The sequence below is a fragment of the uncultured Negativibacillus sp. genome (genome assembly GCF_944388365.1).
Classification (GTDB): domain Bacteria; phylum Bacillota; class Clostridia; order Oscillospirales; family Ruminococcaceae; genus Negativibacillus.
In genome coordinates this window covers 21,556-41,866 of the sequence record NZ_CALXIN010000012.1, presented here as the reverse complement: position 1 = coordinate 41,866, position 20,311 = coordinate 21,556, and the positions used below count along the sequence as shown (strand labels likewise).

23 protein-coding genes, 1 other RNA gene and 1 riboswitch are annotated in these 20,311 nt (G+C 48.2%); of the genes, 15 read left to right on the top strand and 9 right to left on the bottom strand.

Annotated elements, in window-relative coordinates; all coding sequences use genetic code 11:
* Positions 1–413, top strand: a 413-nt coding sequence (locus Q0L39_RS03485; protein WP_296626947.1) for an SdpI family protein, incomplete at its 5' end; no start/stop codon positions are given.
* A gap of 66 nt (positions 414–479) precedes the next feature.
* Here Q0L39_RS03485 and Q0L39_RS03480 read toward each other — a convergent pair.
* The 3 genes from Q0L39_RS03480 to Q0L39_RS03470 form a co-directional block, all read right to left on the bottom strand.
* The gene (locus Q0L39_RS03480; RefSeq protein WP_296626946.1) at positions 480–1,199 is read right to left on the bottom strand and encodes a ThiF family adenylyltransferase; all 720 of its coding nucleotides are present in this window, start codon (positions 1,197–1,199) and stop codon (positions 480–482) included.
* A gap of 72 nt (positions 1,200–1,271) precedes the next feature.
* Positions 1,272–1,461: non-coding RNA, 6S RNA (ssrS, locus tag Q0L39_RS03475), on the bottom strand.
* A 30-nt stretch (positions 1,462–1,491) separates the two neighbouring features.
* Positions 1,492–1,797, bottom strand: coding sequence for a DUF1292 domain-containing protein (locus tag Q0L39_RS03470; RefSeq protein ID WP_296626945.1), 306 nt, complete (start codon positions 1,795–1,797; stop codon positions 1,492–1,494).
* Between the two features lie 1,145 nt (positions 1,798–2,942).
* Here Q0L39_RS03470 and Q0L39_RS03465 point away from each other — a divergent pair.
* From Q0L39_RS03465 to Q0L39_RS03415, 11 genes are all read left to right on the top strand, one after another.
* Positions 2,943–4,229 (top strand): insulinase family protein, encoded by a 1,287-nt coding sequence (locus Q0L39_RS03465; protein ID WP_296626944.1) that lies wholly within the window; start codon positions 2,943–2,945, stop codon positions 4,227–4,229.
* Position 4,230: 1 nt separating this feature from the next.
* Entirely contained in the window at positions 4,231–5,502 is a 1,272-nt protein-coding gene (locus Q0L39_RS03460; RefSeq protein WP_296626943.1) for a pitrilysin family protein, read from the top strand.
* A gap of 25 nt (positions 5,503–5,527) precedes the next feature.
* Complete coding sequence (gene lgt, locus Q0L39_RS03455; RefSeq protein WP_296626942.1) at positions 5,528–6,823, top strand: prolipoprotein diacylglyceryl transferase; 1,296 nt, start codon at positions 5,528–5,530, stop codon at positions 6,821–6,823.
* A gap of 52 nt (positions 6,824–6,875) precedes the next feature.
* Positions 6,876–7,721, top strand: a complete 846-nt coding sequence (gene folD / locus Q0L39_RS03450) for a bifunctional methylenetetrahydrofolate dehydrogenase/methenyltetrahydrofolate cyclohydrolase FolD (RefSeq protein WP_296626941.1) — start codon at positions 6,876–6,878, stop codon at positions 7,719–7,721.
* A gap of 285 nt (positions 7,722–8,006) precedes the next feature.
* Positions 8,007–8,315 (top strand): 50S ribosomal protein L21, encoded by a 309-nt coding sequence (rplU, locus tag Q0L39_RS03445; protein ID WP_296626940.1) that lies wholly within the window; start codon positions 8,007–8,009, stop codon positions 8,313–8,315.
* Positions 8,315–8,644, top strand: coding sequence for a ribosomal-processing cysteine protease Prp (locus Q0L39_RS03440; RefSeq protein ID WP_296626939.1), 330 nt, complete (start codon positions 8,315–8,317; stop codon positions 8,642–8,644). Before rplU ends, Q0L39_RS03440 begins: the two co-directional genes overlap by 1 nt.
* On the top strand, positions 8,637–8,918 hold the full coding sequence (gene rpmA / locus Q0L39_RS03435; protein WP_022116380.1) for a 50S ribosomal protein L27: 282 nt from the start codon (positions 8,637–8,639) through the stop codon (positions 8,916–8,918). Before Q0L39_RS03440 ends, rpmA begins: the two co-directional genes overlap by 8 nt.
* A gap of 240 nt (positions 8,919–9,158) precedes the next feature.
* Entirely contained in the window at positions 9,159–10,304 is a 1,146-nt protein-coding gene (locus Q0L39_RS03430; RefSeq protein ID WP_296626938.1) for an MFS transporter, read from the top strand.
* Positions 10,305–10,392: 88 nt separating this feature from the next.
* On the top strand, positions 10,393–11,667 hold the full coding sequence (gene obgE / locus Q0L39_RS03425; protein ID WP_296626937.1) for a GTPase ObgE: 1,275 nt from the start codon (positions 10,393–10,395) through the stop codon (positions 11,665–11,667).
* 27 nt (positions 11,668–11,694) lie between these two features.
* A complete protein-coding gene (locus tag Q0L39_RS03420) occupies positions 11,695–12,114 on the top strand; it encodes a ribonuclease III domain-containing protein (protein WP_296626936.1) in 420 nt (139 codons plus the stop codon).
* Between the two features lie 3 nt (positions 12,115–12,117).
* Positions 12,118–13,011, top strand: a complete 894-nt coding sequence (locus tag Q0L39_RS03415) for a YitT family protein (protein WP_296626935.1) — start codon at positions 12,118–12,120, stop codon at positions 13,009–13,011.
* A gap of 85 nt (positions 13,012–13,096) precedes the next feature.
* On the opposite strand, the gene Q0L39_RS03410 is transcribed toward Q0L39_RS03415, so the two are convergent.
* Positions 13,097–13,234: a hypothetical protein gene (locus tag Q0L39_RS03410; protein ID WP_296626934.1), complete on the bottom strand. Its 138-nt coding sequence runs from the start codon at positions 13,232–13,234 to the stop codon at positions 13,097–13,099.
* 291 nt (positions 13,235–13,525) lie between these two features.
* Here Q0L39_RS03410 and Q0L39_RS03405 point away from each other — a divergent pair, with 291 nt between their 5' ends.
* Both Q0L39_RS03405 and Q0L39_RS03400 read left to right on the top strand, forming a co-directional pair.
* Complete coding sequence (locus Q0L39_RS03405; RefSeq protein WP_296626933.1) at positions 13,526–14,074, top strand: NADH peroxidase; 549 nt, start codon at positions 13,526–13,528, stop codon at positions 14,072–14,074.
* A 71-nt stretch (positions 14,075–14,145) separates the two neighbouring features.
* On the top strand, positions 14,146–14,499 hold the full coding sequence (locus tag Q0L39_RS03400) for an arsenate reductase family protein (RefSeq protein ID WP_296626932.1): 354 nt from the start codon (positions 14,146–14,148) through the stop codon (positions 14,497–14,499).
* Between the two features lie 39 nt (positions 14,500–14,538).
* On the opposite strand, the gene Q0L39_RS03395 is transcribed toward Q0L39_RS03400, so the two are convergent.
* From Q0L39_RS03395 to Q0L39_RS03385, 3 genes are all read right to left on the bottom strand, one after another.
* The gene (locus Q0L39_RS03395) at positions 14,539–16,143 is read right to left on the bottom strand and encodes a potassium/proton antiporter (RefSeq protein ID WP_296626931.1); all 1,605 of its coding nucleotides are present in this window, start codon (positions 16,141–16,143) and stop codon (positions 14,539–14,541) included.
* A 265-nt stretch (positions 16,144–16,408) separates the two neighbouring features.
* A complete protein-coding gene (locus tag Q0L39_RS03390) occupies positions 16,409–17,029 on the bottom strand; it encodes an ECF transporter S component (RefSeq protein ID WP_296626930.1) in 621 nt (206 codons plus the stop codon).
* 131 nt (positions 17,030–17,160) lie between these two features.
* A riboswitch (FMN riboswitch) is annotated at positions 17,161–17,291 on the bottom strand.
* Positions 17,292–17,486: 195 nt separating this feature from the next.
* Positions 17,487–18,008 (bottom strand): phosphatase PAP2 family protein, encoded by a 522-nt coding sequence (locus tag Q0L39_RS03385; RefSeq protein WP_296626929.1) that lies wholly within the window; start codon positions 18,006–18,008, stop codon positions 17,487–17,489.
* Between the two features lie 57 nt (positions 18,009–18,065).
* On the opposite strand from Q0L39_RS03385, the gene Q0L39_RS03380 reads away from it, so the two are divergent.
* Complete coding sequence (locus Q0L39_RS03380) at positions 18,066–18,662, top strand: DedA family protein (protein ID WP_296626928.1); 597 nt, start codon at positions 18,066–18,068, stop codon at positions 18,660–18,662.
* A gap of 59 nt (positions 18,663–18,721) precedes the next feature.
* Here the strand turns inward: Q0L39_RS03380 and Q0L39_RS03375 are convergent, their stop codons facing one another.
* Both Q0L39_RS03375 and Q0L39_RS03370 read right to left on the bottom strand, forming a co-directional pair.
* On the bottom strand, positions 18,722–19,240 hold the full coding sequence (locus Q0L39_RS03375) for a flavin reductase (protein WP_296626927.1): 519 nt from the start codon (positions 19,238–19,240) through the stop codon (positions 18,722–18,724).
* Positions 19,241–19,334: 94 nt separating this feature from the next.
* A complete protein-coding gene (locus Q0L39_RS03370; protein ID WP_296626926.1) occupies positions 19,335–20,207 on the bottom strand; it encodes a hypothetical protein in 873 nt (290 codons plus the stop codon).
* Positions 20,208–20,311 lie beyond the last annotated feature (104 nt).

Here is a 20,311-nt window from a genome sequence, read left to right as displayed (position 1 = left end):
TCGCCGGATGTGCAATGCTGGCAATCTTTAACGGAATCTTTTTTGTGATGCTGTACACCTCCTTTGCTTGGGTGGACCGGATGGCTGTTCCAGGAGAAGCGATTATGCGCATCACCAATCTTTTGATCGGACTGTCACTCATCCCATTGGGCAATGTCATGCCGAAGGTCAAACGAAACGGTGTGTTCGGATTGCGCACCAAATGGAGCATGGCAAACGACACCTGCTGGAATCTTTCCCAGCGGTTTGGCGGGTTGAGCTTTGTTATCACCGGCTGTTTGATTGTGTTGGGGAGCATCCTCATTTCCAATCCAACCTACCAAAGCATTTTGATGATTGTGCTGATTTTGTTGGATACTGTTTTCTGCGTGATTTATTCCTACCAGGTCTATCAGAAGCATGGAAAATCCTGAAAATATGTATGCAAAAAGGTCAGGGAACCACGGTTCCCTGACCTTTTTGCGATTGGAGATAGATTTTTATTTGGATGCTGTCATCTTCCGAAAACCGACGCTTGCCATCAGATAGCCTGCTGCCGGCGGAACAAAGGCGCAGCTGGCAGGACTGTGGCGTCCATGCTCTTCGCCGCCCTCGCAGATAGCCTTCGCAGGCATCTCTACTGAGTAGATGACCGTCTGTTTTTCTACGCCGCGCTTTTTTAATTCGCGGCGCATGACGCGGGCCAGCGGACAGCCGCAGCCGGTTGTATCCGAGATGTCTCCCCAGCGCAGCAGGGAAGGGTCGACACGGTTGCCGGTGCCAAGACAGGTTACCAGTGGAATGTGCAGTTCCTGACATTTCTGCGCCAGAAAGAGCTTTGCAGTGACGGTGTCGATGGCATCCAGGATCAGGTCGGGATGCTCGTCAAAGAGGAAATCGGCATTGTCCGGCAGGAAGAAGCGTTCGTGGCAGATGAGGTTTACCTTGGGGTTGATCGAAAGCAGACGCTGTTTTGCAGCCAGGCATTTGCTCTGTCCGACCATGTCGGCAGTAGCAAAGAGCTGACGATTGAGGTTGGTGATGTCTACGGTGTCGTTGTCGATGAGGATGAGCGTTCCCACGCCCATCCGGCAGATCGCTTCAGCAGCGGCGCCGCCGACGCCGCCCAGTCCCAGAATGGCAACTTTTTTGTGGGAAAGGTCGTCGATGATCTGTGTTCCAAACAGAGTTTCGGTGCGTTCCAGCCATTTTCTGCTCATAGCTTCTCCTCCAGTTTCCGGTTTTAGACATGAAAAAAGCGCACAGCGGTTGTGCGCTTTTGATTTTTTATAGATACCCCGCCGTGCCGTCGCCATGGCAAGTTAAAACCCGTCGTATGGACAGGTGGGTTGCTGCCCAACACCTTCACGCTCCCTTCGTCCGCAAAAGCGGGAGGTCTGCAATCGTGTGCCGGAGCTTGGCGTCCCTTTTAAAAAGTGTTGGATTATAAAAACCATACTTTCTCGAACACGGCAGGAGTACAAGCAAGATTATTTGCAGCAGTCCTGATGATTATTCCTCATCATCGACAACATCGTAGTCCTCTTCCAGACGTTCCATAAAGATATCGGCGATTTCATCCATCTCGTCTTCGTCCTCGATGGTTTCCAGAAATTCTTCTCCATCCACTGTGACCACCTTGAGGATGACCAGCTCACCGCTGTCCTCCAGGCTTTCCTGTGGGTCATCATAGACAGGGGAAAGTGCCATATAGCGGTTTTCACCGTTGTCGATTGCGTCCAGTACCTCAAAGGTATGTTCTACCCCGTCGTCATCCTCCAGAGTCAGGATATCATTGCCAAATTCGTTGTCGATCATCGTGCTGCATCCTTTCTTTTTTTGCTACGACTATATTATAGCATTCTGGGGGCAAAGTCAATCATAATTCGAGATTTTATAGTTTGTTCAATAAAAAACTTTCAATTTGTTGAAAATATCTATTGAAAAAGTGCAAAGAATCAGCTATAATAAAGACACAACAAAGGTAATATTAAATATAAAACAGAAAGGGTGATTCCTATGAAAACAGGAGCAGAACCAGTTATGATCCTTTCTGAGGAATCAAAAGTTTCCTCAGGGAGATCCCAAAACAGATAATGAAACTCCATTGAATCAGCGATCAGAAACCTGATAAAAAGTAAAAGGAGCATCAAAAGATATTCCAAAGTGCTTTGAAATCGGGAGGAACAAAGATCGAAAGCAATGAAGCAAAATAAAAAAATGGTATCCATTATCTGAAAAGTTTATATTTAATATCAAAAAGATTCTGATGGATGTAGTATCAGAAGAAAAGGAAAAAACCTTTAAAAAAAATAATCAAAACTGAATAAGAAAAAATGAAAGGAAGAAAAACCTTTTTAAAAATTGAGAAGAAAGAAAATCTTCTAAAAAAATCAAAGGAACAAAACCTTTTAAAAAAATTAAGACGCAAAAATCTGAAGAATCATGGTTCAGATTTTTCACAATCAATGATATTACCTTTTCACTGTTAATATAGATCTTGAAAAAAGAAACCTAGTTAACATTGATTTCTTAAAATATACTTGTAAGGTGAGTCCGATGAAATAGCAGATTAAGACAAGGGCATTCCTAATTCGAAGATAAGCGTAAAAGTAAGCAAGGCAAAAGGAAATGTGATAAAAATGAAAGCATTCCCGAATAAACCGAATGTAGTACGTTATCTGAAAGAATATTAAGAAAATGAGGATACTACCCATGTACTAATCTAATTATCAAGAGAACTCCAAGCAAACGATAAAGCTTCCAAAAGGGCTGTGAGAAATCACAGCCCTTTTTTAATGGTATGAATAAGTTTCCATTTTTGGGTTTTGTCGGTGGAAGTTCACAGACTGTATGTAGAATCCCCAAATGGAATATGCTATAATGAACAACAGAGCATGTTTTTTGCAATTACCATCCGATGCAAAGATGACAAGATAGATATACAAATAGGAGATGAACACATGAATTATCCGTTGGCAAGGGAGTGCATCGCTCCAGGCGTGCATTTTTCTTCGATTACCGACCGTAAGTTTAAACATAACCGAATGTCAGTGAATCTGGTGATCAATCTGGACCGCGACAAAGTTACCAATCGTGCGGTTGTTCCGTTTATTCTGCGTCAGGGTACAAAAAAATGTCCTGATTTTACCAAGCTCAATGAGCGTCTGTGCGATCTGTACGGTGCAAGTCTGGATGCAGGCGTCGATAAATTTGCAGAATATCAAATTATCACGCTGGGAATGTCGGGCATTGACAATCGCTATGCGCTCCACGGGGAGGACATGGTGTCCGAGTGTGCCGGACTGCTGGCAGAAATTTTGTTTGAACCTAATATTACCGATGGCAAGTTTGATGCACAGGAAACCGCTTTGGAAAAACAGTACCTGCTGGATACTATCAATGCAGAGATCAACGATAAGCGTTCCTATGCAATGACACGCTGCAAAGATATTATGTGTGCCGACGAAGGCTGTTCGATCAAAAAATATGGCTATGCAGAAAAGGTGGAGCAGATTACACCTGAATCGGCTGCGGAAGCTTATGAAGAATTGCTGCGTGTAGCACAGGTAGAAATCCTGTTCGAAGGCTGCGGCGATCCAACAGCAGCAAAAGAAATTTTCCGCAAAAAGTTTGAGGGCACCCAGCGCACACCGATTTTGGTGGCAAGCTACTGCGGCCGCAACCAGCAGGGCGAGGTCAAACAAGAAGTCGAACGCATGGACGTCAAACAGGGCAAGCTGGTCATGGGCTTCCGTGTGGAAGGCGTCACCGAGTATAAAAAGATGAACGCAGAGAGAATCGCAGTTGCGCTGTTTGGCGGCACTGCAAACTCGCTGCTCTTTAAGAACGTGCGTGAGAAAATGAGCCTGTGCTATTACTGTTCTGCCGGCTATGACCGCAACACCGGACTGATGATGGTACACAGCGGTGTGGAGGCAGAAAACATCGAAAAAACAAAGGAAGCGGTATTGCAGCAGCTTCAGATGATGCAGCGCGGAGAATTTGAGGACAAGGATATTACCGAAACAGTCATGTTTATGAAAACGGCGCTCAAGGCAACCACCGATTCGCTGGGTGCGATGGACAGCTGGTATCTGACCCAGATTCTGGGCGGCACCGAGGTTTCTCCGGATGGAGAGATCGAACTGAGCAGCCAGGTGACCAGGAAAGATGTCATCGAAGCGGTCAGCTGCATCAAGCTGGATACCGTGTATATGCTGCTGCCAAAGGAAAAGGAGGGTGAATAACATGAACAAACAGCTTGTAACCAACGGACGTCTGGGAGAAAGCTACCTGCGGGTGGAACATCCGTCCGGTCTGACCATGCTTTTGTACCCGATGCAGGGATATTCGACCTCCTATGCAATGTTTTCGACCAAGTATGGTTCGATCGACACCTGCTTTAAAACCGGTGAGGACACCGAGTTTGCCACCGTACCGGCGGGTATTGCCCACTATCTGGAGCACAAAATGTTCGAGAGCGAGGACGGAGATGCGTTTGAACGCTATGCCAAAACCGGCGCATCGGCAAACGCCTTCACCAGCTTTGACAAGACCTGCTATCTGTTTGCCTGCTCGGATCACTTTAAGGAGTCGATTGAGATTCTGCTGGACTTTGTGACCGATCCGTACTTTACCAAGGAAACGGTGGAGAAGGAGCAGGGCATCATCGGCCAGGAAATTCGGATGTATGACGATGATCCAGGCTGGCGCGTCATGTTCAATCTTCTGGAAAGTATGTACCAGAACAACACCGTCAAGGTGGATATCGCAGGTACCGTCGAGTCGATTGCACAGATTGATGCGGACCTTCTGTACCGCTGCTACAACACCTTCTATAACCTCAACAATATGGTACTGACGGTAGCAGGCAACTTTGATCCGCAGGAGGTACTGGATGCAGCGGACAAAATCCTGAAAAAAGCGCCGGAGCTTCACATCGAGCGCAAGGTGGCCGAGGAGCCGGCGGCAGTTGCAAGAAAGCGGTTTGTACAGCATCTGCCGGTAGCGGTTCCGATGTTCTATATCGGATTCAAGAGTCCGAATGCGGGAGAAAAGCAGAATTTCTGCAATATGATTTATGATGAAATGATTCTGGACCTTGTCACAGGGGAAACCACCGAGCTGTACCGTCAGCTGTACAACGATGGACTGATCAACAGCGGCATTGTCGGCGAAACGATGCCAGGACGCGATTATCTGTGTTCGATGATTTCGGGCGAGTCCAAGGACCCTGACCAGGTGTATGAGAGGATTTGCAGAGCATTTGAAAAAGTGGCCGTCGAGGGAGTGGATGACGAAGCCTTTGAACGGGTGAAAAAGTCCACCTATGGACGGTATCTGGGTCTGTTTGCAAAGCCGGATGCGCTTGCAAGTGCGATGACCAACTGCTATTTTGCAGGGATCGACATGTATGACCTGGTGGAACTGGTTGCCAATAGCTCCAAAGAGGAGCTGGAAAAACGTTTGCGGGAGGACTTTTCTTCCGAGAACAGCAGCCTTTCCATTGTGATGGCATAAATCAGTTGTAAGGAGCAGATTTTTCATGGAACAGACATTGACGATCGTCTCTTTCCCAGGGTTGGGATTGGAGTTCGATGTAAACAGGGTGGCATTTGAGATTGGAAGCATACCGGTTTATTGGTACGGCATCCTGATTGCGCTGGGCTTTATGCTGGCAATTTTGTATACGAGCAAACGTGCCAAACAATTTGGCGTGGATGCCGACCGCATGCTGGACGTCATCATGGGCGGCGCCATCGGCGGCATCATCGGTGCAAGAGCTTACTTTGTGCTGCTGCGCTGGGATTATTACGGACAGAATCTGGATCAGATTATCAACACCCGCAGCGGCGGTATGGCAATCTATGGCGGTATCATCGGCGGATTGCTGGTCGGCTTATTGATGTGCAAGATCCGCAAGGTAAAAGCACTGCCGATGGTAGATCTGGCAGCAGGCGGATTTTTGATCGGTCAGGCCGTTGGCCGCTGGGGCAACTTTGTCAACATCGAAGCTTTCGGAGGAAATACCAGCCTGCCATGGGGAATGGCGTCCGAAACCATCACTTCCTACCTGACACAGCATGAAGAGGAGCTGGAAGCGCTGGGAATGAACATTGACCCGAACATGCCGGTTCATCCGACCTTCCTGTATGAGTCGATCTGGTGTCTGTTGGGCTTTTTATTCATTGCATGGTACACCAAACGCCGCAAATTTGACGGCGAACTGATTTTGATTTATATGATGTGGTACGGTGCAGGCCGTGCTGTCATTGAGGGACTGCGCACCGACAGCCTGATGATTCCAAACACCTCTCTGCGCGCTTCCCAGATACTGGCTATTGCAATGGTCGTAGTGGCAGCAGTCATCTGGGCGGTAAAAACTGCCAAAGTGAAAAAATCCGGCGGCAGACAGTTGTATGTGGACACCGAAGAAGGCCAGCTGGTGATCAAAGGGGAGTTCTATAAAAAGAAAAAGGATTCCTCCGAGGAGCAGCCGGCAGAACATCAGCTGTTCTCCCAGGAATCTGTACAGGATCAGACAGCTCAGCAGACGGAAGAATCTGAGCAGGATCAGACAGCTCAGGAGATGCAGCAGGTAAACGATTCCTGTGAAGAAACAGCACAGATGCAGGCGGAAGCTGCCTGTGCAGAAATCGAAGCGGAAGAGATGCAGGAAGAAACAAAAAAAGCAGCCGAAGAGGCAGCAAAAACCGAGCTGGAAGCTGCCGAGATAGAGGCAGAAGCTGCTGCGATGGAGAGCGCCGAAATGGAAGCAGAAGCAGCATGTGCAGCAGTAGAAGCAGATTTGGAGGAGGAAAAGACAGAGGAGAACAAATAGTTTTTCTCTGAGGGAAGATAGACACAGGTGTTATTGCGAAGGAGGAATTGCAATGGCCACAATTATTGATGGAAAGATGCTTTCACTGAAACTCAAGGAAGAGATGAAGGGTCGCATCGCACAGATGAAGGAGGAGGGCATTGTCCCGAAACTGGTGGTTGTACTGGTGGGCAACGACAGCGCTTCCCAGGTGTATGTGCGCAACAAGCACAAATCCTGCGGAGAGGTCGGCATCGAGTCCGAGGTCATCACCATGCCGGAGGAAACCACCCAGCAGGAGCTGCTGGAAGTGGTGGAACGCCTTAATCAGGACAACAGCGTCGATGGAATTCTGGTTCAGCTGCCGCTGCCAAAACAGATCGACGAAAAGACCGTCCTGCGTGCGATCCGTCCTGACAAGGATGTGGACGGATTCCATCCGGTCAATGTCGGCCTTCTGAGCATCGGTGATGAATGCTTTGCACCGGCCACTCCGAGTGGTATCGTTGTGATGCTTAAAGAGTATGGCATCGAAATCGCTGGCAAGCACTGTGTCATCGTCGGCAGAAGCAACATCGTCGGCAAGCCGATGGCTGCATTGATGCTCAAAGAGAATGCAACCGTTACTGTCTGCCACTCCAAAACAAACAACCTTGCCGAGATAACCCGTCAGGCGGACATCCTGATCGTTGCAACCGGACGCAGAAACACCGTTACAGCCGATATGGTCAAGGAAGGTGTGGTTGTCATCGACGTAGGTATGAACCGCAATGAGCTGGGCAAGCTGTGCGGCGACGTCGACTTTGAAAATGTCAAAGAAAAGGCATCGTTTATTACACCGGTTCCTGGCGGCGTTGGTCCAATGACCATCACCGAGCTTTTGGAAAGCACCATTCTTGCGGCAAAACGCCACCACTAAGCGGTAGATAAAAATAAAATCACAAGATTTTGAAAGCGGGGCAATCTGCTCCGCTTTTTCCTTTTTTGCAGAAAGAAACAGGGAAAAGGACTTCGGTCAAAAAGCACAGCAGAAAAGCGGTGAAAAGGGGAAGATTTGGCGTAAAAAAGGCGTTTTTTTGCTTGACAAGGTGCGTGCGATATGGTAGGATAAATTGTACCGCATGTCACGGGCTTAAAAAGCGTGCGCCAAAACAGGCCACCGCCTGAAAAGACAGCGAGTTTATACAGAAAGAGGAATATGATTATGTACGCAATTATCAAAACCGGCGGCAAACAGTATCGCGTATCCGTAGGCGATGTAGTTTATGTTGAAAAGCTCAATTTGGAAGCAGATGCAAACGTTGAATTCGACGTTATCGCTGTTGGCAAAGAAGATGGTATGGTTGTAGGCACCCCAGTTGTTGAGGGCGCAAAAGTTGCCGGTAAAGTTATCAAAAACGGCAAAGGCAAAAAGATCACTGTATTTACCTACAGATCCAAAAAAGACAGCAAACGCAAAATGGGTCACAGACAGCCATATACCAAAGTTGAAATCACTGCAATCAACGCATAATGATTCAGGCAACATTTTTTGGGACACCCAAAAAGCTCAGCGGCTTTTCGCTTAGCGGACACGCAGGTTATGACGATTATGGACATGACATTGTGTGTGCCAGTGTCTCTTCGGCAGTGCAGATGACTGTCAACGGCGTCACCGAGGTATTGAAGCTTAATGCCAACGTGAATGTCGAAGAAAATTTAATTGAAATGAAACTCTCAGAACAAAATGCACAGAAGGCACAGCCGTTTTTACAGGCGCTGCTGCTGCATTTGAATCTTCTGTCGGAAGATTATGAGGGAACGATCCAGGTAAATCTTACGGAGGTGTACAACAATGCTTAGACTTAGCATGCAATTCTTTGCTCATAAAAAAGGTGTTGGTTCCACAAAGAACGGCCGTGACTCTGAATCCAAACGTCTCGGCGCAAAACGTGCAGACGGTCAGTTCGTACTGGCTGGTAACATTCTGTACCGTCAGAGAGGAACTCACATTCATCCAGGAGAGAACGTAGGCATCGGCAGCGACGATACCCTGTTCGCTCTGAAAGATGGTAAAGTTAAATTTGAGCGCATGGGCCGCGATCGCAAGAAAGTAAGCGTTATTCCGGTTCAGTAATCATTTTTGATGACGAGAAAAATCCCGAGATGTTTGTCTCGGGATTTTTTTAGGTTTGAAGATAAGATGGTGTATTAGAGTGCTAAATCCCAAAATCTATTGGGAAGCGGTTGCGTATTAAAAACAGAGGGAATTTGGACGTGGAATATCGCGGCAAATAACGCAGAAAATAAATTGCAAGGCATCCACCGATGTAGTAAAATAAGGGCAGAATCACTTTTGGGGAAGAGAGGATCGGCTATGAAAACGATCAACCAAAGTTTGATGCTGTCCAGCTTTCCGATATGGATGGCGTCCTTTTTGCTGCCAATCTATTGCACCAGCTTGGGACTGACACCGCTGGAAACAACGGGAATGTTTTCGGTTTGCTCCCTGTTTATTCTGCTGAGCAAATGGGTGTCGGGAAGATGGTGCGACCGCATCGGAAGAAAAACGGTGTTTTTGCTGGGACTGTTTCTGATGGCATTGTCCTATCTGCTGCTCAGTTTTGCACAGGGAATGTGGCTGCTTTATCTTTCACAGATGGTGGATGGTGTGGCGACGGCGCTGCTGTCGGTTTCGCTTTATGCGATGGTGGCAGATCGCGACAAAGAAATAGCGGTGGAGAGAGGAAAGCAGTCCGCGGCACAAAACCGTGGTGGCTTGATTGGTCTGATTCTCTATTTTGTGCTGCTGTCACAGACCGGTTTTCTGCAGAGCTGGAAGCTGTTTTTCCTCATCAGTGCAGCCGCTGCATTGGCTGCAGTCTGGATGGCAAAAACAAAGCTTCCCAAAGACGAGGGAAATGCGGAGGAAGAAAAGGTTCCTTTGCGAAAATTGCTCACCACAAAGGTCACCCATCTGATTGCGGTGCGCTTCTGCTTTTCCCTGGCACTTAATGTCCTTGGTGCCGTGTTTGTGCTGGTGATGATGCAGCGCTTTGAGAGCAACATGACCGAGATAGGGCTGGTTTGTCTGGTACCATCCTGTTTGCTCACCTGGTGGACGCCTTCCATCGGTGCCGCGGTCAAAAAGTTTGGAGAAAGACGCTCCTTTTTTGCGTCAAGTGTACTGGCACTGATCTTTCTGATCTGGATGGCACAGAGCGGCACGACGCTTTGGTTTGGACTGGGCTGGAGCGGATACAGCTTTGCAGTGTGTGCAATGGGACTTTCCTTTGACGCGATCTTTTCGTTTGAGATACAGGATGCTGCACGCGGAGCTATGAGCGGCTTATATTCGTGCAGCATCAACGCAGGAAGTATGATTGCTTCTGCACTGGGCGGATTTTTGCTGCAAACCTTGGGTGTGCAGGCACCATTTTATGCTACGGCAGCTTTGCTGCTATTGACCCTTGCGGTTTTTGCAGCGCCGATAAACAGAATTCGACGGAGAAATACCGTTTGAGATAGATAACATCATGTCTTTGTACTGGAGAATTGCCGCACGGTGCAAAGAGAGGACTTGCGGCAAACATTGAAAAGAGGCGAAACAAATGTTTATTGATAAAGCGACCATCAAAGTACAGGCAGGTACCGGCGGTAACGGCGCTGTATCCTTCCATCGTGAAAAGTTTGTTGCAGCAGGAGGTCCTGACGGCGGCGACGGCGGACGCGGCGGCAACATTGTTTTGCAGGGCTGCGAGAGCATCAACACCCTGATCGACTTTAAGTACAAGAGAAAATTCATCGCACAGAACGGTCAGAACGGCGGAACCAACCGCTGCTTTGGCAAGAGTGCACCGGACCTTGTCATCAAGGTTCCGGTAGGAACGGTCGTCAAAAACGCAGAGAGCGGACAGGTCATGGCGGACATCGTCGATGAATCGCCGGTCATCATTGCGCGCGGCGGCAAAGGCGGTTGGGGAAACAGCCATTTTGCGACACCAACCCGTCAGATTCCGCGCTATGCAAAACCAGGCATTCCAGGCGAAGGTTTTGATCTGATTCTGGAGCTTAAGCTCCTGGCGGACGTTGGTCTGGTCGGCTATCCAAACGTCGGCAAATCCACCCTGATCTCGGTGGTCAGCGGTGCAAAACCGGTCATTGCAAACTATCACTTCACCACCCTGACTCCGGTTCTGGGTGTGGTCAAAGTTGCAGAGGAAAAATCCTTTGTCATGGCGGACATTCCTGGTCTGATTGAAGGCGCCAGCGACGGCGTCGGTCTGGGACATGAATTCCTGCGCCATGTGGAGCGCTGCCGTCTGATCGTTCATGTGGTGGACGTTTCCGGCTGCGAAGGCAGAGATCCGAAGGAGGACTTCAAGACCATCAACCACGAGCTTGCAAACTTCAGCGAAGAGCTTGCGACCAGAGAGCAAATTGTAGTAGCAAACAAGAGCGATATTGCGACCGAGGAGCAGATTGAGGACTTCAGAAAGTTTGTGGAGGAGCAGGGCTGTCAGTTCTTCTGTATCTCCGCAGCAACCCGCAAAGGTGTCGAGCCGCTGATCCATGCGATCTCTCAGAAGCTGGATGAGCTGCCGCCGATCAAACGCTTTGAGGTCAACTATGTGCCGACCATGCCGCAGCAGGGTGAGGACAAATGGAAATTTGACATCACCGTCGACGAGGACGGCGTTTATGTGGTCGAAGCAGACTGGCTGGTCAAGGTGCTGGGTATGGTCAACATCAACGACGAGGAGTCGCTGGGATACTTCCAGCGTGTTCTGCGCCAGAGCGGCATCATCGACCGTCTGGAGGAGATGGGCATTAACGAAGGGGATACCGTCAGCATCCTGAACTTTGAGTTTGATTATATCCGATAGACGGCACAGCCGGACAGAAGGGAATGTTTGAAAACGGAATCGTTAAGCAATGAAAAAGTAGACATCAGACTGTACAGTCCGCAGGCACTGGCCTTTTTGGGCGACGCGGTATATGAGATTCTGGTGCGGGAACGAATTGTTCACCGCGCCAATATGCCGGTCAACAAGCTGCATCTGCAGGCGGTGGAACAGGTGCGGGCCTCCTATCAGAGCAAGGCGTATGCGGTCATCGAGCCGATGCTCACCGAGGAGGAGCTGGCTGCACTCAAACGCGGCAGAAATATCAGCTCGATCAAGCCTCCGAAAAATGGTTCGATGCAGGACTATCGGCGTGCAACCGGTCTGGAGTGTCTGTTTGGATATCTGTATTTGCAGGGGAAAATCGACAGAATCAATCAGCTGTTTCTGAGTATTGAGGAAAAGTTAGAGCAGGAGCTGGGGGAATAAACCATGACAAAAAATGCGATTGTTCAAAAACAGAATATGGCCAAAACCATTGCAATGGATCTGCTGGTTGACTTGATTGCGGGCATTGCATTCGGCATATCGGTCAATGTATTTACCGCACCAAACCACATTGCGCCTGGAGGCGTCACCGGTTTTGCGACGCTGATGAACTATATCTTCGGCGTGCCGATCGGTTTGATGTCCTTTTGCATCAATGTGCCGCTGCTGCTGATCGGTGTGCGTGTGCTGGGAAAAGAGTTTTTCTTCCGCACACTTAAGTCGGTGGTAATCATCAACTTTTCGGTCGACGTCATTGTACCGATGATGGTGCAGGGCTACGTCTACACCGGTGAAAAGATCATGGCAGGTTTGATGGGCGGCGTGCTGATGGGTGTCTGTGTCGGTTCGGTGCTGCAGCGCGGTTCCACCAGCGGCGGTCTGGATATTGTCGGACGTGTTGTCCGCAAAAAAATGCCGCAGTTTTCCATCGGCAAAATTATGTTTGCCGGCGATTTTACCATTCTTGTTGTCTCGATGCTGGTCTATAAAAATATCGAGAGTGGTCTGAATGGTTTGATCTGTATTTTTGTTTCCTCCAAGGTGGTCGACTATCTGCTGTACGGCATGGAAAAAGGAATGATGCTGTATGTCATTTCGGACAAAGCGGAGGAAATTGCCAAGGAGATCATGTCGAGTATCGTCCGTGGAGCGACCATGATACAGGCAGAGGGCGCCTATTCGCGCGACCCTAAAAAGGTGGTTCTCTGTGCAATCAAGGAACACCAGTATCCTGAGGTGAAAAGGCTGATCAAACAGATTGACCCCAATGCATTTTTGATGGTCAACGATGCACATGATATTTTAGGTTCCGGTTTTAACGATATGAATGCCGACTGATCGGCTGGACACATCAAAAATCCCTGTACGGATTTCCGTACAGGGATTTTTGTGCCTTGTGCAGTTGGAAAAGATGAAGGGAGAATTAGTAGTTTTTGATCTCCGGTTTTTCTGGATGTGGAGTCTTTGTCTGCTGATATTCGTTTTTGCAGTTTTTGCTGGTCTGAATGGTAGTGTCGGTCATGTTGTTTTTACGGCAATTTTTCTCGTTCTTCTTAGCCATGTTTCATCCATCCTTCTTAAGGTAATGATCTGCGGATTTTTTCAAAGAAATCTCTCATCCGCACTCATAGTATGTGATTTTCGGGCAAAGATATACAATGTAAGATTTAAATCTCCAAGGATAAAAATTCCTTGTGATAAGTTACAATTTGCTGGCCAATATTTTTTTCATATTATTTACAAAAACAGGCTTGCAAATAATATACCAATGTGGTATTATTTTTAGGTAAAAGGAATACAAAACCTGCAGAGAGATTTTGTAGGTCATAAGATTAAAGGAGGAAGATTGATTATGAAAAAATGGGTTTGCAAAATTTGTGGCTATGTTTATACAGGTGAAACACCTCCGGAATTCTGCCCACAGTGTAAAGCTCCTGCTTCCAAATTTGAAGAGCAGGTTCAGGGCGAATTTGTATGGGCTGATGAGCACAGAATCGGCGTTGCAGAAGGCGTAGATGCAGAGATCCTCGAGGGTCTGCGCATGAACTTCCAGGGCGAGTGCACCGAAGTTGGTATGTACCTGGCAATGTCCCGTCAGGCAGCAAGAGAAGGTTACCCAGAGATCGCTGAGTACTACAAGACTGCTGCTTTTGAAGAGGCAGAGCATGCTGCAAAATTTGCAGAGCTGCTGGGCGAAGTAGTTACTACCTCCACCAAGAAAAACCTGGAGCTGCGTGTTGCTGCTGAGGCAGGTGCTTGCGCTGGCAAGAAAGAGATCGCAACCAAAGCAAAACAGCTGGGACTGGATGCAATCCATGACACCGTTCATGAGATGGCAAAAGACGAAGCTCGTCACGGTTGCGCATTCCAGGGTCTGCTCAACAGATACTTTGGCAAATAATCGTAGAAACGATAAAAAGGGCAGAACCGAAAGGTTCTGCCCTTTTTTTATAGATCAGGGAGGAAGAACAGATGCTTTTGGTTTTGGAATATCCCAAGTGCAGCACCTGCAAAAAGGCGCTGGGATGGTTAAAAGAAAATGGTGTGGAGTTTGAGGACCGCCATATTGTAGAGCAGAATCCAACGGTGGAAGAACTGACCGAATGGTACCACAAAAGTGGGCTGGAGCTGAAAAAGTTTTTTAACACCAGCGGAAACCTCTATAAGGAGCTGGGACTCAAGGATAAATTGCCATCCATGAGCGATCAGGAAAAGCTGGAGCTGCTGGCAACCAACGGGATGCTGGTCAAACGTCCGCTGGTGGTTGGAGATGATTTTGTGCTGGTCGGTTTTAAACCGGAGCAGTGGGAAAAGTTAAAAGCATAATAAAAAAGACACTTCACGCTCAGTGAAGTGTCTTTTTTATTATGAGGAAATGTGAGAGTATAAAATAAGATTGTCGCCTTCACACAGGACCGTATCTCCATCAGGGATAAATTCGGATCCATCCCTTTGGATGAGCACGACCAGTGCATTCTTTTTGATGTCAATTTCACGCAGCGGACGTCCAATACGGGGATCAAAAGAATCCACTTTACGCTCAATCAATTCGACAGAATCGTTGTCGCTGTATTCCTTGGCGCCGATAATCAGGGTGTCTCCTTCCAGCAGGCAGGTATTTCCTTTGGGAAGAACCGCTTTTTTATCTCGAATAATGGCGGCGATCAAGGTGCCAGGGATGGTCTGGACATCCTTAATCAGCTGATTTTTCCAAGGATGGTTTCCATGGATTTCCACTTGGATAAAATGAATACTGGTTTCTTCGGAGTAGGTGTTGAAGGTTTTCAGTACATTTTCCCGTGCGTCGATCATGTCTGCCTTTTGTGCAACCAGAGGCAGCAGCGTTCCCTGAAAGAGAATCGAGAGCAGGACGACACAGAAAACGATATGGAAGATATACTCCTGACCGTAGGAGGGCGAAACCGCAGCGACGATGGAAAACACAATCGAAGCAGCTCCGCGCAGGCCTGCCCAGGAAACCACAAGCTGCTGTTTTAACGGGGCACGGAAGGGCGTCAGCAGGGCGGCGATGCTGGCAGGACGAGCCACCAATGTGAGGAACAGAGCAATCGCAATCGACGGCAGCAGCACCAGCGGAAGCTGTGAAGGAAATACCAGCAATCCCAGCAGGAAGAAGATGAACATCTGCATCATGCCGTTAAAGGCGTCGAAAAAGTTTGCCATATTCTTTTTGCGAGGAAGATCCTGATTGCCCAGCAGGATACCGGCAATGTAGGCGCTGAGATAGCCATTGCCGCCAAGCAGGGAAGGAATGGCGTAGGAGGCGAGTGCAACGGCCACCAAAAAGATGGAGTCAAATCCGTCCACCTCAAAAAGAAAATTGCGGAAGGCCCAGCCGGCAAGCAGAGCGATCGCAACGCCGGCAATCATACCATAGACAATCTGTGAAAAGATGACATAGGCAATCTGGGAAACAGAAACACTTCCTCCCATGGCAGAAAGAAGGATGACGGTGAGGGTGTAGGCACAGGGGTCGTTGCTTCCGCTTTCGATTTCCAGCATCGGTGCCGTACCATATTTCAGGTTTAGCTTTTGCGAGCGCAGGATGGAGAAAACCGAGGCGGCATCGGTGGAGCCAAGAACAGCACCGATCAACATACCCTCCATAAGATCAAATCCCAAGAAAAAGTAACAGAAAAGGCCGGTCAGTCCAGCAGTGATGAGAACACCAAAGGTACTGAGCAGGACGGATTTGACAGCGACCGGACGGGCTGTATTCCACTTGGTTCCAAATCCACCATAAAACATGATAAAGATCAGTGCGGCGGAACAAAGCTGCTCTGATAGGGCATAATCGGAAAATTCGATTTTGAGCAGTCCATCCGATCCGAACAGCATACCCAGTGCGATGAAGAAAAACAGGGTGGGAATTCTGAGCAGATGGGACAGCTTACTTCCTATCAAACAGGCGGTCAATACAAGGGCTCCCAACAAGAGCAGTAAATTCATTTTTTTCCTCCTTAAATAAATTTGGTGACACCGTCGATTTGTCGATGTAACCCACTAAAGAAAATTGTACCATAATTTTATGAACTTTTCTATTTTGAAATGTTCGAGATTTTCACCAAAAAAACAAAAGACCGGCTGGAATCTTTCCAACCGGTCTTTTGCCAGTATAGTATAGTGAAAAATAGGAGAAGGCCACTTTTACCAGCTCCATTATAGAAAACAAAGGTGATAAATGGATGAAAAAGTTTTGATTAGACCATGAAAGTTAGGACAAACGAGAATGAATGAAAGCTGCCATCTTTCTGTACAGAAGCAGGGTCAGGACGGAAAGAAGCAGACCTTTGATCAGGTTGAACGGAGCAGCGCCAAAGATGATGTAAGCGTCGAGGCTGTCGATCATTGGGTTGACTGCGTTGCAGGCGTCAATAATAGCTTCCAGAGGCATAATTTTAGAATAGAATGGGATCAGCATAAATTTATTGGCCAGAGATCCTACGATGGTAATTGTAACAGAGCCTGCCAGTACCGACAGAACAACACCTTTGGTGGAAGGTTTTTTGCGGAAGATGGTCGAGGAAACCAACGCAAAGCAGCTGAGAATGATCATATCTGCCAGCTCACCGACGCAGCCGGTATGGCTGGAGAGCATCTGAATCAGGTCTTTGATGACGGTGACATAGATGGCAGGCAGTGGACCATAGATAAAGCCCATAATCAAAATCGGAACACCGCTGAGGTCAAACTTCAAAAACGGTGGCATGAATGGAATCTGAATCCCGAAGAACATCAGGATGGTGGAGATTGCAGCAAACATGCCGACGAGTGTGATCATCTGTGTTTTGGAGAGAGAACGCATGGTGTTGTTGGTAGAAATTGTGTTGGTCATAAAAACACATCCCTTTCTCGATAAAAATTTTGCTGGGAGGGTCTGTTGTCTTTGCCAAAAGCGATGGATACAAAAGAGCATAAAAAAAGCTCCCGGAACATCAATTCAGGGAGCGGATGCGCACAATGAATACACCGTTTCTTCATTCCGGACTATACCGTTGGTTTGGGAATCTGACCCAATCGACCAGAATGGTTCGCGGACTCGTAGCTTTTCGCTCATTACCGCCAGTGAGGACTTTCACCTCGCCCTGAAACAGACTTTCTTAGTAAATATGAACTTGTGAAAAAAAGTGTGGCAAAACGTTTTCTCATTTCTTTTTTCCACACACATTATATACGACGAAATCATAGAAGTCAAGCATTTTTGCACAATTTCTTTGTGAAAATAGCAACAATATAACATCTAATTGACTAAAAATTGTCAATGTGAATCGACATATTACACAGCTATTTCTTTAAAACAGAAAATAGAAGCAGGAAAAAACAACAGCCCAGGCGATACCGGCAAGTACATCGCGTACAAAATGAAGGCCGGCAACCAATCGGGAAAGGCCGGTGAGCAGAGCAAAAATCAAAGCAAGCCAGGCAAGGGCTGACGGGAAGATTCCCATTTCTGAAAGCCAGAGGAGAGAGAGGGCAATCAAAAAGGCACAGGCAGTATGACGACTTGGAAAGGATTTTCCGGTATGATGGGAAAGCAGTGGAGTAAAAGAAAAACATTCATAGGGACGCGGTGCGTTGATACGTTTGCGCAGGATACTGACCGATACAAAGCCAAGGCCAGGGACGATCCAGAACGCCAAAAGACGGGCGGAAAAATGACCGGAGAAAAAATAAAACAAAAGATACAGGGAGGATAGTCCATAGAGGACAAAGAGAGTGACAGGGAGAAGGCGGCATAGAGCAGTGATAAGTCGCAGGCGGGAAGGAGAGCGTCGAGCCCAGTCGGTGACGGCCCGATACTGTTGTTCGTTCATAAAAAAACCTCCTGAAGCATAAGTATTGATAAAATCATAGGAGAAGGGGGAGAATAGATGGAGGAATGGATCATCGAGACGATGCAGTCGATGGGAGAATGGGGATTTATCGGTATTCTGCTTTTGATGGCGGCAGAGAATATCTTTCCACCCATCCCATCCGAATTGGTGCTGACCTGTGCCGGCTTTCTGACCACCTGCAGCACCTTGACCCGCGGACAGGCGATTGTATCGGCGACCTTGGGATCGCTGCTGGGAGCGGTGATTTTATATGGTTTGGGCAGAATACTGCCGGTAGAGCGGCTGGAGCGGCTGGGGTTTTCACAGCAGGAAATAGAGCAGGCATCCAACTGGTTTAACCGAAAGGGAAAAATTGCTGTTCTGCTGTGCCGGTGTGTACCGGTGGTGCGCAGTCTGATTTCGATTCCAGCGGGAGCGGCGCGGATGCCGATGCTGCCGTTTTTGCTGTTGACCACCGTGGGAACGGCGGTATGGGACACGGTTTTGATTATGCTGGGTGCAGCGGCAGGAGCATCGTGGCAGACGGCGGCAGGAAAATTCCACTACGATAGCGCCCTCATTCTGCTGGTAGTGTTTTCCTTTGCGGTGACGCTGCTTCCGTTTTATCTTTTAAAAAAGCGAAAAAAGAGCTGAAAACAACAAAGTGCACCTCGACCCGTCAAAAGGTCGGGGTGCATTGTTTTACAGGAAGATTATCGAACGTAAATATGTTCGATTTCAGCGACGTAAACGTCATGAAAATCCTTTAACGGGTAGGTGGCATTGCACAGCTCGGTATCCACAAAGCAATCTTCGCGCAGAGTCTGTACATACAGCTTGCGGCAGATCAGCACGGTGGTCGCTTCCTCAAAGCAGGGAACACCGTCGAGGTGGGTCAATTTCAGACCGGATTTCTGAATCTTATCTTCATCTCGTCCCGAAACCCGTCCCAGGTAGGTCATTTCCTGCATGCGATCTCCGCCAAAGAAGCAGAGGGAAAAACGATCGGAGGTGTCCACAAATTCCTTAGTGTAGCGCTGTGGACGGATAAATACAAAGGCAACCTCTTTGTTCCAGAGATGTCCCAAACCGCCCCAACTGGCTGTCATGGTATTGGCTTCCATCCGTCCGCCAATTTCCTTTTCGGCGGTAATCAACATCCATTCTTTGCCGATTGTCTGAAAAACACTGTTCTGTAATTCACTGGGCTGAATCGAATGAAATTGGTTCATGCAAAGCTCCCCTTTCAAAATAAAATCCTTCCATTTTATGATACCTGATTTCAAGGGAATGTCAAGGGGATTTGTGGCGAGCGAAAGGCGGCGGTTACTCACAGAAAGCGTCGCACAGCTCCCGCTGACAGTCGGCAGAAAGAGAGAGGGTAGCATCGACGTTGCGGGTAAATTCGGCAGGGATAACTCGTGCCGGCTGTGGACAGAGTTCTGCCAGAAAGTTGGCTGCCTGGCGGCGGGTATCATAGTCGGAGAAGGTCAGGTTATTTTTTGTCAGATTGACAGCGGTGGAAAAGAGCGACTGGGAATTTTCCACCATCAACAGGTCGATATGTTGATTGATGCACAGCGCCAGCCACTGACAGAGAAACTCACCCTGCTGCAGTGTCTCGGCGGGAAGCTGGTCACCCAGCCAGGCGCGCATCCGTGTGCCGTCCAACAGCTGAAGCCCCTGCTGGAGGGTGAGCTGGATGCCGTCCACCACGAGAGAAAGTTCCTCTTGAAGCTCGATCTGAGTGAAACCGATGCTGTCCAAAATCAGCGGAAGATTGTCCCGTTTTACCATGAGGTATCCCTGAGTGGGAATATCAAACGTCTGCTGTAATCCTTGCTGGATACCTTCGATGCCAAAGGAGGAAAAAATGTTCCGCACAGGTTCACTCACCTGTTCCCGCGTGAGAACTAGAGTATCAGGAAAGGAGAAAATGAGGATCTCTCCACTGACAGGCTGAAACCGAAGGAGGAAAAACAGGTTGGGAGAGGCAGTATCCTCACAGAGAAGCAAGGTCATGCAGTCGGAAGCATCGGGAAGATAGAGGCTGGCATCTGAATCGGGAGCGACAGCGGAGGAAGAGAGCGAGGTTTGAGGGCGTACAAACAGGATGGCTGCCATCCAAACGGTACAGAAGCAGAGAAAAGCACTGGTAAATCCGATGAAAAAAGCACGGACGTTGAAGCTGCGGCGCATAGGGAAAGACCTCCTTTTGCAACAAGGGTGGACAAAAGAAGGGAACAATATGCATACAGAAGCAGGGTGCGGATTTTTCCGCACCCTGCTTCTGTGTTTTGTGT

What these genes read in the sequence shown, in the direction of transcription:
- Q0L39_RS03480 (WP_296626946.1), bottom strand. Translation starts at nt 1,199, where the DNA reads ATGAGCAGAAAATGGCTGGAACGCACCGAAACTCTGTTTGGAACACAG.
- Q0L39_RS03470 (WP_296626945.1), bottom strand. Translation starts at nt 1,797, where the DNA reads ATGATCGACAACGAATTTGGCAATGATATCCTGACTCTGGAGGATGAC.
- Q0L39_RS03465 (WP_296626944.1), top strand. Translation starts at nt 2,943, where the DNA reads ATGAATTATCCGTTGGCAAGGGAGTGCATCGCTCCAGGCGTGCATTTT.
- Q0L39_RS03460 (WP_296626943.1), top strand. Translation starts at nt 4,231, where the DNA reads ATGAACAAACAGCTTGTAACCAACGGACGTCTGGGAGAAAGCTACCTG.
- lgt (WP_296626942.1), top strand. Translation starts at nt 5,528, where the DNA reads ATGGAACAGACATTGACGATCGTCTCTTTCCCAGGGTTGGGATTGGAG.
- folD (WP_296626941.1), top strand. Translation starts at nt 6,876, where the DNA reads ATGGCCACAATTATTGATGGAAAGATGCTTTCACTGAAACTCAAGGAA.
- rplU (WP_296626940.1), top strand. Translation starts at nt 8,007, where the DNA reads ATGTACGCAATTATCAAAACCGGCGGCAAACAGTATCGCGTATCCGTA.
- Q0L39_RS03440 (WP_296626939.1), top strand. Translation starts at nt 8,315, where the DNA reads ATGATTCAGGCAACATTTTTTGGGACACCCAAAAAGCTCAGCGGCTTT.
- rpmA (WP_022116380.1), top strand. Translation starts at nt 8,637, where the DNA reads ATGCTTAGACTTAGCATGCAATTCTTTGCTCATAAAAAAGGTGTTGGT.
- Q0L39_RS03430 (WP_296626938.1), top strand. Translation starts at nt 9,159, where the DNA reads ATGAAAACGATCAACCAAAGTTTGATGCTGTCCAGCTTTCCGATATGG.
- obgE (WP_296626937.1), top strand. Translation starts at nt 10,393, where the DNA reads ATGTTTATTGATAAAGCGACCATCAAAGTACAGGCAGGTACCGGCGGT.
- Q0L39_RS03415 (WP_296626935.1), top strand. Translation starts at nt 12,118, where the DNA reads ATGACAAAAAATGCGATTGTTCAAAAACAGAATATGGCCAAAACCATT.
- Q0L39_RS03410 (WP_296626934.1), bottom strand. Translation starts at nt 13,234, where the DNA reads ATGGCTAAGAAGAACGAGAAAAATTGCCGTAAAAACAACATGACCGAC.
- Q0L39_RS03405 (WP_296626933.1), top strand. Translation starts at nt 13,526, where the DNA reads ATGAAAAAATGGGTTTGCAAAATTTGTGGCTATGTTTATACAGGTGAA.
- Q0L39_RS03400 (WP_296626932.1), top strand. Translation starts at nt 14,146, where the DNA reads ATGCTTTTGGTTTTGGAATATCCCAAGTGCAGCACCTGCAAAAAGGCG.
- Q0L39_RS03395 (WP_296626931.1), bottom strand. Translation starts at nt 16,143, where the DNA reads ATGAATTTACTGCTCTTGTTGGGAGCCCTTGTATTGACCGCCTGTTTG.
- Q0L39_RS03390 (WP_296626930.1), bottom strand. Translation starts at nt 17,029, where the DNA reads ATGACCAACACAATTTCTACCAACAACACCATGCGTTCTCTCTCCAAA.
- Q0L39_RS03385 (WP_296626929.1), bottom strand. Translation starts at nt 18,008, where the DNA reads ATGAACGAACAACAGTATCGGGCCGTCACCGACTGGGCTCGACGCTCT.
- Q0L39_RS03380 (WP_296626928.1), top strand. Translation starts at nt 18,066, where the DNA reads ATGGAGGAATGGATCATCGAGACGATGCAGTCGATGGGAGAATGGGGA.
- Q0L39_RS03375 (WP_296626927.1), bottom strand. Translation starts at nt 19,240, where the DNA reads ATGAACCAATTTCATTCGATTCAGCCCAGTGAATTACAGAACAGTGTT.
- Q0L39_RS03370 (WP_296626926.1), bottom strand. Translation starts at nt 20,207, where the DNA reads ATGCGCCGCAGCTTCAACGTCCGTGCTTTTTTCATCGGATTTACCAGT.